We start from the raw sequence: 12294 nt of genomic DNA on the forward strand, positions 1-12294 counted from the left end.
TATGAATTTTGTAGAGTATATTTACAATCGAATAAAGGCAGACCGCAGCCTAGACATTACACTTACCATTCTTACGGTGGGAATTTTCCCATTGATGTTGGTTTTGGTGGTGGAAAATACTCACCTGCAAAGCTTGCCCGCTTTGCTGCGCTTTATGAGCGGGTCGATTGGTGTGCTGGTGTACGACTACTTCTTTGTAGCTATCATCTTTGCGGGGCTTGCGCTGATCCTAAGGCAGGTATGGCTTGCAATGTTTGTAGAGGGCTGTGTGCTCTATTCGCTGTCGCTGGTAGAATATTTTAAGTTTGATGCGAACGGCACGCACTTCAGCATTGCTGATTTGGTTATGGCGGGCAAAGTGTCCGATATTGCTCGCTTTACAAAGATTGACATCAACTTTGTTATGGTAATCAACCTTACCATCTTGATTCTATATGTGCTATGGACAGCGTTTTTGCGCATACGCGTCAATCTGCCGGTGATGAAATCACTTTCGCTTGGCGCGGGAACGCTGGCGCTGCTTACGGCAGTCATTTCAGTACCTGCAATTTACACCTCGGTGTACAAGCTGTGCGGCATCGATTATCAGCCCACCTACAGCCCCTACAGCAGCGACGAAGTGTTTCAAAACAATATGCAGATTGCATTTTTAAGCCAGAATATTTCCGAAAGGATTACGCAGAAGCTTTCAAAACCGCAAAACTATTCGGAGGATGCGATAGAAGCGCTGCTGCCGGAGAAGAGTGAGTCGCAGGGGGGCGATTTTCAGTCTCCCGATGTGATTCTCATTATGTCGGAGGCATACACCGATTTCCGCCGCTTTGACGGTCTTTCGGTACCAAAAGATACTTACAGCAACTTCGACCGGCTTTCGCGCGAGGGCTACAAGGGGAAAGCGCTGGTGCCTACCTTTGGAGGTTATACCTGTAAAACCGAATTTGAACTGCTGTTCGGGCTGCCGGTAAAAGGCATCGGCAACGAAGATATTCCGCATCAGCTGTTTACCGATGGCTCACCCCGCCCCACGTTTGCGTCGTATCTTAAGAAACGGGGCTATACCACCAGTTTTCTGCACCCCTTTTCTGCCAGCTTTTACAACCGCGACAAGGCCTACAAAAGCTATGGCTTTGACAACTTGTATTTTGAAAATGACTTTACGGTAAAGCAAACTCGCCTTGGCGGATACATTGACGACAGCACGCTGGTGCGTCAGATTCAAGCAACGCTTAAGCAGGGCGGCGACAAGCCCAACTTTATTTTTGCAGTCTCTATGCAAAATCACGGGCCGTACACCGATACAAACAAATACGCGATAAAAGACAGCCGCCTTACTGCGGAAGAGCAGGCTGAGGTTGGGCGCTATCTGTATGGTATCGGCCAAACAGATAAGGCACTTAACGAACTGACTGCTTACCTGAAAACGCGCAGTAAGCCTACGGTTTTAATGTTTATCGGCGACCATTATCCTTATCTTGGTAAGCAGGGGGCACTGTATAAAAAGCTTACCAAATCGGTGAGCGGCTACAGCCTTTACCAGCAGCCTTACCTGCTGTGGAGCAATTACCGCCATGACTATGCTTTGCCGCAGGAGCGTGTATCTGCATTTTATCTACCACATATTCTTGGCGACTATATCAATCTGCCGAAGGACCGTTTTTTGACCGATATGCAGCAGATGATGAGGACGACCCCGCAATACAGCTTTGACCTGGGGGAAAACAGCCCAGATGCACAAGCATTGCAGGAGTTTACGTATGACCGTACGCAGGGTGAAGCTTATTCAGCGAGTGCGCGCAGCAATTAAATAATGTATCAGTAAAAAAGCGGGCATGTGCCCGCTTTTTTTGTGGTTTTCGGCATAGAATAATGGAATAGGCCTGAAAGGGTGAATGTGCACATATTTTTAAAATTTTGTTTAGTAAATATCGTTAAAAAGATTGTTAAAATAATATCAAATAACCCTTGACGCGGCAACGAAAGCAGGGTATAATATTGTTAAAGAATTAACAAACAAGTGTTGATTCCCAAACGAATGAAAATCAGTTTTGCAGATGCAGAACGCTTACAATAGTGCTAGGAGGAAAAGATTATGGCAGAGAAAAAAGTTCAAACCGTACCGGAAAAACCTGTTGAAACAAAAGAGATGATCGACACTTTAGTGGCAAAGGCAAATGTTGCACTGCATGAGTTTATGCAGCTTGATCAAAAACAGGTGGATGCCATTGTTCACGAAATGTCTCTTGCAGGCTTGGATGCACACGAACTGCTTGCCAAGATGGCAGTTGAAGAAACCGGCAGAGGCGTTTATGAGGATAAAGTCATCAAAAACATGTTTGCTACCGAATACATCTGGCACAGTATTAAGCACCAGCAGACAGTTGGCGTTATCGACGAGAACGAAATGGAGGGCTACGTTGAGGTTGCAGAGCCTGTCGGCGTTATCTGCGGTGTTACGCCCACAACCAACCCCACCTCCACCACACTGTTTAAAAGTATTATCGCGGTAAAAACCCGCAACCCTATCATCTTCGGTTTCCATCCCTCCGCTCAGAAATGCTCTGCCGAAGCTGCGCGCATAGTTTACGAGGCTGCAGTAAAAGCCGGCGCACCCAAAGACTGCATTCAGTGGATTGAGCACCCCTCCATTGAGGCTACCAACCTGTTGATGAACCACCCCGGCGTCGCAACCATTCTGGCAACAGGTGGCCCCGGCATGGTAAAGGCTGCTTACTCGGCCGGTAAACCCGCACTGGGCGTAGGCCCCGGCAACGTACCGTGTTACATCGAGAAAACCGCGGAAATTGAGAGAGCCTGCACCGACTTGATGATGTCCAAAACCTTTGATAACGGAATGATCTGTGCATCTGAGCAGGCGGTTATCGTCGACAAAGAGATCAAAGATAAATTTGAGGCTTACATGAAAGCCAACAACTGCTATTTCTTAAACAAAGACGAGACCCAAAAGATTTCAAACTATGTAATCAACACCGAGAAAATGGCGGTTAATGCAGCAGTTGTGGGTAAATCCGCTTATTGGATTGCAGAGCAGGCGGGGATAAAGGTTCCCGAGAAAACAAAAATTCTCATTGCGCCGCTGCCTGAGCCAAGCCTTGACTACCCTTTGAGCCTTGAAAAGTTAAGCCCGGTACTCGCATACTTTGTATCGAACAGCAGGGAACAGGGCTTTGCATATGCTGCTAAAATGCTGGAGCTGGGCGGCTTGGGTCACTCTGCGGTCATCCACACCTCCGACAATGATTTAGCTGAGAAATACGGCACCGAGATGAAGGTCGGCCGTGTCATCGTAAACTCGCCGTCCTCGCAGGGTGCGATTGGCGACATTTACAACACCAACACCCCGTCACTCACCCTTGGCTGTGGTTCTTACGGTAAAAACTCTGTTTCGCAGAACGTTTCTACCGTAAACCTAATCAATAAAAAACGGATTGCCAAGAGGAGAACCAATATGCAGTGGTTTAAGATTCCGCCGAAAATCTATTTCGAGGAGGATTCCATTCAGTATCTGGAAAAAATGCCCGACATCACCAGAGCATTTATCGTTACAGATCCGATGATGGTGAAGCTCGGCAATATCGACAAAATCCTCTACTACCTCAGAAAACGTAAGGAATACTGCCACAGTGAGATTTACTCCGATGTTGAGCCCGATCCGTCTGTAGAGTGCATTATGAGGGGCGTAGAAGCGATGAACACCTTCCAGCCTGATGTTATCATTGCCATAGGCGGCGGTTCCGCTATCGACGCTGCAAAAGGTATGTGGCTGTTCTATGAGCACCCCGACACTTCCTTTGATGGGCTGAGAATGCGCTTTCTCGATATCAGAAAAAGAACCTTCCAATTCCCGAAGCTTGGCAAACGCACACAGCTTGTCGCTATCCCCACCACCTCCGGTACCGGTTCTGAAGTTACCAGCTTCTCGGTTATCACAGATAAGCAGAACGGGAACATCAAATATCCTCTGGCTGACTACGAGCTTACCCCCGATGTTGCAATCATCGATCCGCAGTTCTGTATGTCAATGCCAAAATCCATTACCGCCGATACCGGCTTGGATGTTTTGACACACGCGATTGAGGCCTATGTCTCGGTCATGGCTTCCGATTACACCGATGGCCTTGCAATTAAGGCGATTGAGCTGGTATTCGAAAACCTTCGCCGTGCGTACAACAACGGCAGCGAGGACAGAGAGGCAAGAGAGAAGATGCACAATGCTTCTGCCATTGCAGGTATGGCGTTCACCAACGCATTCCTTGGTCTAAACCACTCTATGGCCCATAAGCTGGGCGGCGAGTACCATATTCCTCACGGACGTGCAAACGCGATTCTGTTGCCATACGTGATAGAGTACAACGCGCAGAAGCCTACCAAGTTCCCTTCGTTCCCCAAATACAAAAAATTTATTGCAGACGAAAGATATGCGAAGATTGCAAGATACCTCGGTCTGCCCGCAAAAACCACCGAAGAAGGCGTTGCCTCATTGATAAAAGCGATCAGAGAGCTGATGAACGACCTGGATAGACCCGGTTCTATCAAAGAGTGCGGCGTGGATGAAGCGTTGTTCAACAGCAAGCTGGAGGATCTCTCGTACAAAGCATTTGAGGATCAGTGCACTACAGCAAACCCGAGATATCCTTTGGTCAGCGAAATCAAAGAGATCTATAAAAAAGCTTACTACGGTGAAGCAAAATAATTTTCGCCAAACTTCTCAGTTTTAAATACTCCAACACACAACAAGAAACGGCATCGAATTTAGTCGATGCCGTTTCTTGCCGTGTTAAATCATTTTTTATTATTTTTATCAATAATAGAATTGTTCACTAAAATGCCGGCAATTCCAATGATGCCCATCAGCACAAACATAGCCACGGTTTTCCACCATTCGCCGTCTATAATAGTCTGTCCCGCGTAGGTGGAGGTAATTACCGACGGAATGCGTGCAAAGATAGAGATAAACAAAAAATCGCGAGGGCGAATCTTTGTTAGTGGGGACACATAAGTAAGAATATCTTTTGGTGTGCCGGGGATAAAGAAAAGGATAAAGGTGAGCATTTCAAGTTTTTTGCTGTTGTTCAAAAAAGAAAGTTTTCGCACCTTGTCTTTGCTGAACATCCACTCTACAAAGCCTTTACCGAGTGCACGAACCGTAAAGAAGACTATGGAGGTTCCGATCAGCAGCCCCAGCATACAAATCAGCAGCCCGCCCCAGGTGCCGTAGATGATGCCTGCAAGCAACTCGATAGGCTCACCGGGCAGCACGGCGACAACCACTTGAAGTATCTGCACGCCCAGCATAAAGAATACGCCTTTCCACCCCAGCGAAGAAATAGATACCTTCAGCTCATCACGCACGACAGGGTCGGTAAGGGAAATAAACCATGGCAATAGTTTTACAACCAAGTAAACAGAGCCGAAAATAATAGCCGATGCCATGACCAATTTAAATATTTTTTTTGTTTTTTCGTTCAAGCACTCACCAGTCCATTCCCTGTTAGATCACAAATCGTTTCGAAACGCAGTTTTTACTCATGCATTGTATAAGTTTGCACGCAGGGTGCACAAAACCGTTTCTGATGTGATAAAATGTAATACGATATAATTCGCCGTTTTGGCGGTTGCCCCGTAAGGGGAGAGCCAAAGGCATTTCAATAAAATATAATAACCGCAATACGGTTATTATATCATGAAAAATAGAAATCACAGAGGATTGGCCGAAAATTAGCAATCTGTTTACAATGTGGCAAAAAACTCTTGAAAAATGGAAAATGATATGCTATAATATCAAAGTCGGAAATAAAATTTGGGGGCGTAGCTCACCTGGGAGAGCGCTTGACTGGCAGTCAAGAGGTAGAGAGTTCGATCCTCTTCGTCTCCACCAAAAACAAAAAGCCTATAAAATCGTATTGTTAAGCGGTTTATAGGCTTTTTGTTTTTTCCGTACAATGAGTTTCAATATCTGAATTTGGCTTTCAAAATGTGTATTTTTACACCATTCATTCTGCAGCGAATAGTTTAAAATTAGCCGTCGTTCTTGTTTAAAAGTTCGGCGTTTTTCTCTTTTTTGAAACTATATTAAATTTATTGTACCAAATAAAAACAAAATAGATAACTATTTGACATATTTTCTATTTCATAGTAAAATTATGTAAGATTGTGTTATATTGTTATGACAATTGTGGATTGCCGAGCTTACCAAAATAAATTAATAGTTGGAACTGCGAAATGATTTATATTCCTTTAAAACACTTAAGACCGGGGATGACCCTTGCACGAGATATTGCCTGTGGCTCATCCTTATTCCCACTGCTGGTTGCCGGGCAAAAACTTTCTGTTTCTATCATTGCAAAGTTTGAAAAAAACAATATTTCTGGTGCATACATTGAAAGCAGCCTGTGCGGTGATGTGGAGATTGAAGAGATAGTTGCTCCTGAGCTTAGGCAAAAAACGATAGTAGAACTAAAGAGCTTCTATAGAGATTATGAGAGCCATGCTCCCATTTCTCCCGCTTCACTTAAATCTATATCAAGTACGGTGGATAACCTTGTCGAGCATATTCTTTCTAAAAGTGAGTGCCTAATTAATATTATTGATGTTCAGGATTATGATACATATACCTATAATCACAGCCTGTATGTATGTATCTTAAGCATCCTAATTGGTATTCAGCGAGGTTTTTCCCGTTCGATATTGACAGAACTGGGTATGTGCGGGTTGCTGCATGATATTGGTAAAACGGATATTCCGCTGGAAATCATCAATAAGAAGAGTGTTCTTACACCGCAGGAATTTGAATTGATGAAAACCCATCCCGATAAAGCGGTTATCCGGCTGAGCCCCTGCCATCAAATATCTTCATCGGTGCTCAGAGGGATTTTAAGCCACCATGAAAAGTTTAACGGAACCGGCTACCCACAGGGGCTTAGCGGGGAGAAGATTCCTCTATATGGGAGGATTGTGGCGTTGGCGGACGTATATGACGCGCTCACCTCGCACCGATCTTACCGCAAGGCGTGGACCTCCGGCGATGCGATAGAATATATGATGGGCTGCGCAGATACTCATTTTGATTTTGAGCTTTTACAGTCTTTCTTAAAAATAATCGCAGTGTACCCGCTGGGAACAGTTGTAAAATTGAGCAATGGATTTTTGGCTGTTGTGATACAGAATTCGTCTCAGAATATTTTACGTCCTAAAGTGCGTGTGCTGCTTCCCGAAGAATATACGGGTACAGAAATTGACCTTGCCGACATAGGCAACACCTATTTAAATGTAACGATCAGCGGTGTGGCTGATGATGAAATGGAAATACCCGAGGTTCTTTTTGTTTAGCCACGAGCAGAAAATCTGTTTTATAGGCCACAAGGTATGGTTTACAAAATAAAAATCCACCCCATAGGGGTGGATTTTTTAGTTCTTATTTAAGGCAGAAATTATCTTTGCTTTGAAAAGCAGTCGCTGCAATAAACAGGACGGTCTTCTCTGGGCTGGAAAGGAACTCTTGCTTCGCAGCCGCAGGATGCGCATCTGGTTGTAAACATTTCTTTTTGTGGAGCTCCGCCATTTTTGCGAGCAATACGGCAAGGTTTGCATCTCTGGGGTTCATTGGTGAAACCCTTTTCAGCATAAAAATCCTGCTCACTGGCAGTGAAGATAAATTCTGCGCCACAATCTTTACAGGTCAAGGTTTTGTCTTGATTCATTAAATGATATACCTCGTTTTTAAAATATATGCTGATTGTATAGTTCAGCACTATCTTTGAGTATATAGCTAAATGTAGCCTTTGTCAAGTGAAAAATTAAATGAAATGCTATGTATTGCTGCAGAGAAGCCGGATAAGCCGATTTTATTTAAAACTTAGGGTAACAGCTTGTTTTTACTATCAATCTTTCCCGATACGGCATATGTTACTGGTAGGAGGGATTGTATCATGATGTACGATAGCGTTGAGATTAACAGTATTATCATTCAGCAAAAACTGTATTACAATGGGCAGCTGATGCTAAGCTACAAAATTGAGTATCCTCAGTTTGCATCCATGAAATTTCAATCGGCGGTAAGGCGAATGAACCTGAGGTACAAAACGAAGGCGCTGGAATTTCAAAAGCATTGCCAAAAAAAGCTGTTTAAAATGGCGGTAGAGCAATATGAATATTCCGTTGAAAACGGATTTCCCTTTATGGGGTATGAGGCGATTTTGAATTATACCGTAACCTACAACCACGATTGCACAGTGAGTATGTATTTTCAGCAGTATGAGTATACGGGCGGCGCGCATGGCAACACAATTCAGTACTCCGACTCATGGAACCTGCAGAGTGCCCACCGCATTATGCTTTGGCAGCTATTCACTCAAGCCGTGAACTACAGGCACTACATAATAACACAGATAAACCTTCAGATTGCCCAACAAATTGCGAACGGCGAAAATTATTATTTTGAGAACTACGAAGAAAATGTTGCGAACACCTTTGATGAGGACAGCTTTTACCTCACCAACAAAGGTGTTGTTATTTACTTTCAGCAATATGACATTGCACCGTACTCAAGTGGAATCCCCAGGTTTACCATTCCATATTACAGGGGAGTCGTTCTGCGTCCCAGATGCCGAAAATTTTCCGCATACCCGGGCGGTAGAAACGGGCTGTACCCTTCTGGTTACAGCCCGTTTTAACACGTATATACGCGCTTTAAGCACCAAGATAAGCTTTGCGAACCTTATCGTTTTGCAGCATTTCCTTTGCATCACCGCTCATAACAACATGGCCGGTTTCCAGTACGTAGGCGCGGTTCGCAATCGAAAGCGCCATCTTAGCATTTTGTTCCACCAGCAGAATGGTCATGCCACCCGCATTGAGCTCCTGAATAATATGGAAGATCTCTTTTACCAGCAGCGGCGAAAGCCCCATAGAGGGCTCATCCATCAGCAAAATCTTTGGGTTGCTCATCAGTGCACGCCCAATTGCCAGCATCTGTTGCTCACCGCCCGAAAGGGTACCGGCAAGCTGTTTGGCACGTTCCTTTAGGCGCGGAAAGTGCAGGAACACAGCCTCCATATCCATTTCAATCTGAGCGTTGTCATTTCGGATAAAAGCACCCATTTCAAGGTTTTCTACAACCGTCATCTGGGCAAAAATACGTCTACCCTCGGGTACATGCGCCATACCAAGCTTTACAATTTTTTGTGGCTCAATGGCAAACAAATCGTTCCCCTCGAGCACCACCGAACCGGAGGTAGGCTTTTTCAGCCCTGTTATCGTGTGCAGAACGGTGGTTTTACCCGCACCGTTCGCACCAATCAGTGAGACAATCTCACCTTCGTTTACTTCAAGGCTTACCCCATGAATTGCATGGATTGCGCCATAATGCACGTTTAAATCTTCAACCTTCAGCATACGATATCACCGCCCCTTTCTCTATTCATCATCAGCGCCCAGATAGGCTCCGATCACCTTGGGATTGTTCGCGATTTCAAACGGTGTGCCTGTTGCGATGATATGACCGTAGTCGATTACCACGATGCGCTCACACACGCTCATAACAAGGCTCATATCGTGCTCTATCAGCAAAATAGAGATTTGGAACTTTTCGCGGATCGTTTGGATAGCGTCCATTAACTCAACGGTTTCAGTGGGGTTCATACCCGCTGCTGGCTCATCCAAAAGCAAGATCTTTGCACCTGTTGCCAGTGCGCGTGCAATCTCCAGCTTGCGCTGCTGCCCGTAAGGGAGGTTAGCGGCAACATGGTCGGCATATGATTCCATCTTAAACACACGAAGCAGCTCACGTGCTTTTTCGTCCACAGCGGCTTCCTCTTTCCAGTAGGCAGCGGTACGCAGAATGCCCTGCAAAACGGAGTATTTCATGTTCTGATTAAACGCCACCTTGACGTTTTCCAGTACGGTAAGCTCTTTGAACAGGCGGATGTTCTGGAAGGTTCTTGCGATTCCTGCGGCAACCATTTGGTGAGGTTTTTTGCCGGTCATAGATTTACCGTCGATATAGATAGCCCCTTCGGTGGGATGGTATACACCGGTGAGCAGATTGAACACAGTGGTTTTGCCCGCGCCGTTGGGGCCAATAAGCCCCACCAGTTCGCTTTTGCCGATTTCAACATGAAAATCCTCAACCGCTTTCAGTCCGCCAAAGGTGATGCCGAGGTGTTCTACCTTTAATACTGCATCTGTCATACCTTAGCACCGTCCTTTCTGTTTTTCGTTTCTTTAGGCTGTGCCTTGCCGCTCAGGCGTTTGAGCAGCTTAGAGAGCGAGAACTCGTAGGTGCCAAACAAGCCGGAGGGCTTAAAGATCATGACAACAATAAGTGCCAGCGAGTACACCAGCATGCGGTACTGCGAGAAGCTGCGCAGTGCCTCGGGCAGTACGGTAAGGCCAAGTGCTGCAACGATAGAGCCTGTAACCGAGCCCAGACCACCGAGCACAACGATAACGAGAATATCGATGGATTTTAAGAAATTAAAGGTTTTTGCGCCCAAAACTGCCATCTGCTGTGCGTAAATAGCACCTGCAATACCTGCGAAAAAGGCAGACATGGTGAACGCCATAACCTTATAGTAGGTGTTGGAAACGCCGCACGCTTCAGACGCGATATCGTCTTCGCGAATCGCCTTGATGGCTCTGCCATGGCGAGAACGTGCAAATGCAAAGATGATGGCAATAACAGCGGCTGTTACCCAGTACACACTGTTAAAGCTTGCAAGGCGGGGGATACTGCGCAGCCCCTGTGCGCCGCCGGTGAACGATACATTTTCGATAATAACGCGGATGATCTCGCCGAAGCCCAGTGTAATAATAGCAAGGTAGTCGCCCTTTAGGCGCAGTGCCGGAATACCGACAATGAGACCAAAAACGGAGGCGACAAGCCCGCCAATCAGCAGCGAAAGCAGGAAAAAGCCAAAGCCGGCAGCAGTAGGCGATTTGGTCGCTTTATCAATCAGTACAATTCCGGTGCTTTGCACGTACTTTACGAAAAGTGCGGCAGAATATGCACCAACCGACATAAACCCTGCATGCCCCAGTGCAATCTGTCCCAGCAAGCCGGTGGCGATGATGAGCGAAACGGCAAGGATGATGTTGATCATCACAAGCATAATTACGCCGGATATGTATTTATCAATAATACCGGTGGAAATGAGAGAGGAAATCACTACGAACAGCGCAGCTACCGCAACCAAGTTCACCAAATACGATTGATAAGTTTGTTTTCGATTTAATGCCTGCCCCAAAGCAGGCCTTTCAGTTTTTGTTTTCATGGGTGGTCACCTACACTTTCTCTCCAACGTTTTTGCCCAGAATTCCGGTCGGCTTTACCAAAAGCACAATAATCAGAATACCGAACACGACAGCGTCTGCCAGTTGGGAGGATATGTATGCTTTGGTCATGCTCTCGACAAGGCCAATCACAAAGCCACCGAGCATTGCGCCCGGAATAATACCAATGCCGCCAAGTACCGCCGCGATAAACGCTTTAAGCCCCAGCATAGAGCCCATGTAAGGGTCTACCAGAGGGTAGGCTGAACAGTACATTACTGCCGCGATTGCAGCGAGGCCCGAGCCGATAGCAAAGGTAACCGAGATGGTGGTGTTGGAGTTGATGCCCATCAGGATGGATGCGCCGCCGTCCTCAGACACCGCGCGCATTGCTTTGCCCGTTTTGGTGTTTTTTACAAACATCTGCAGGGCAAGCATGGTGACAATCGAAACCACAATGGTGATGACCGTTACACCGCTGAACTGAACACCGCCTAAGTTAAACTGGTTTTTGTCAAATACTGCGGGGAATGGCTTGGGAGAAGAAGAGAATATTAGCATAAACAGGTTCTGTAACAGCAGGCTTACCGCGATTGCGGTGATTAGTGCGGTGATACGCGGTGAGTTGCGCAGCGGCTTATAGGCCACACGCTCTGTGACAACACCCAGCAGGGAGCAGGTGACGACAGCAAAGATAACACAAAGCCACGCGGGCAGCCCCATACCAAGAAGCAGCGGGATGGAGAACAGAGAGACATAGGCACCTACCATAATAAAATCTCCATGCGCAAAGTTTATTAGCTTTACAATGCCGTATACCATCGTATAGCCCAATGCGACGAGAGCGTAGATGCTGCCAACCTGTATTCCATTGATGATTTGGTTGATAAATAAAATTAAGTCGTCCATTTGGCACCTTACCTTTCCATGCAGGATGTTTAAAATATTTCTACATTGTGACAAAACAATGTCGTAACTTTTATTTTACACCTTTTTAATGCAAAACTC

At 45.9% G+C, this 12294-nt stretch carries 10 protein-coding genes and 1 tRNA gene; 5 read left to right on the plus strand and 6 right to left on the minus strand.

Annotated features, from left to right (window positions below; genetic code table 11):
- The first annotated feature begins 1 nt into the window (after position 1).
- Both RTV33_RS11070 and adhE read left to right on the plus strand, forming a co-directional pair.
- Positions 2-1804, plus strand: a complete 1803-nt coding sequence (locus RTV33_RS11070; protein ID WP_312644265.1) for an LTA synthase family protein — start codon at positions 2-4, stop codon at positions 1802-1804.
- 285 nt (positions 1805-2089) lie between these two features.
- Positions 2090-4711 (plus strand): bifunctional acetaldehyde-CoA/alcohol dehydrogenase, encoded by a 2622-nt coding sequence (gene adhE / locus RTV33_RS11075; RefSeq protein WP_312644267.1) that lies wholly within the window; start codon positions 2090-2092, stop codon positions 4709-4711.
- Positions 4712-4800: 89 nt separating this feature from the next.
- Here adhE and RTV33_RS11080 read toward each other — a convergent pair whose 3' ends face one another.
- Positions 4801-5487 (minus strand): VTT domain-containing protein, encoded by a 687-nt coding sequence (locus RTV33_RS11080; protein WP_312644269.1) that lies wholly within the window; start codon positions 5485-5487, stop codon positions 4801-4803.
- Positions 5488-5820: 333 nt separating this feature from the next.
- Between RTV33_RS11080 and RTV33_RS11085 the strand changes: the two genes are divergently transcribed.
- A tRNA-Ala gene (locus RTV33_RS11085) sits at positions 5821-5896 on the plus strand.
- Positions 5897-6240: 344 nt separating this feature from the next.
- Positions 6241-7347: an HD-GYP domain-containing protein gene (locus RTV33_RS11090; protein WP_312644270.1), complete on the plus strand. Its 1107-nt coding sequence runs from the start codon at positions 6241-6243 to the stop codon at positions 7345-7347.
- 101 nt (positions 7348-7448) lie between these two features.
- Here RTV33_RS11090 and RTV33_RS11095 read toward each other — a convergent pair whose 3' ends face one another.
- Entirely contained in the window at positions 7449-7718 is a 270-nt protein-coding gene (locus tag RTV33_RS11095) for a zinc-ribbon domain containing protein (RefSeq protein WP_312644272.1), read from the minus strand.
- A gap of 228 nt (positions 7719-7946) precedes the next feature.
- Here RTV33_RS11095 and RTV33_RS11100 point away from each other — a divergent pair, with 228 nt between their 5' ends.
- Complete coding sequence (locus RTV33_RS11100) at positions 7947-8690, plus strand: DUF3298 and DUF4163 domain-containing protein (protein ID WP_312644273.1); 744 nt, start codon at positions 7947-7949, stop codon at positions 8688-8690.
- A 16-nt stretch (positions 8691-8706) separates the two neighbouring features.
- Here the strand turns inward: RTV33_RS11100 and RTV33_RS11105 are convergent, their stop codons facing one another.
- From RTV33_RS11105 to RTV33_RS11120, 4 genes are read right to left on the minus strand one after another with little or no spacing between them, the layout of a single operon-like run.
- Positions 8707-9411 (minus strand): ABC transporter ATP-binding protein, encoded by a 705-nt coding sequence (locus RTV33_RS11105; protein ID WP_312644274.1) that lies wholly within the window; start codon positions 9409-9411, stop codon positions 8707-8709.
- A gap of 21 nt (positions 9412-9432) precedes the next feature.
- Positions 9433-10206, minus strand: coding sequence for an ABC transporter ATP-binding protein (locus RTV33_RS11110; protein ID WP_312644276.1), 774 nt, complete (start codon positions 10204-10206; stop codon positions 9433-9435).
- On the minus strand, positions 10203-11288 hold the full coding sequence (locus RTV33_RS11115; RefSeq protein WP_312644277.1) for a branched-chain amino acid ABC transporter permease: 1086 nt from the start codon (positions 11286-11288) through the stop codon (positions 10203-10205). The genes RTV33_RS11110 and RTV33_RS11115 overlap by 4 nt, the downstream gene beginning before the upstream one ends.
- Positions 11289-11298: 10 nt before the next feature.
- The gene (locus RTV33_RS11120) at positions 11299-12183 is read right to left on the minus strand and encodes a branched-chain amino acid ABC transporter permease (protein WP_312644325.1); all 885 of its coding nucleotides are present in this window, start codon (positions 12181-12183) and stop codon (positions 11299-11301) included.
- Positions 12184-12294: the final 111 nt, after the last annotated feature.

It is taken from the genome of Hydrogenoanaerobacterium sp. (assembly GCF_032017025.1).
Classification (GTDB): Bacteria; Bacillota; Clostridia; order Oscillospirales; family Ruminococcaceae; genus Hydrogenoanaerobacterium.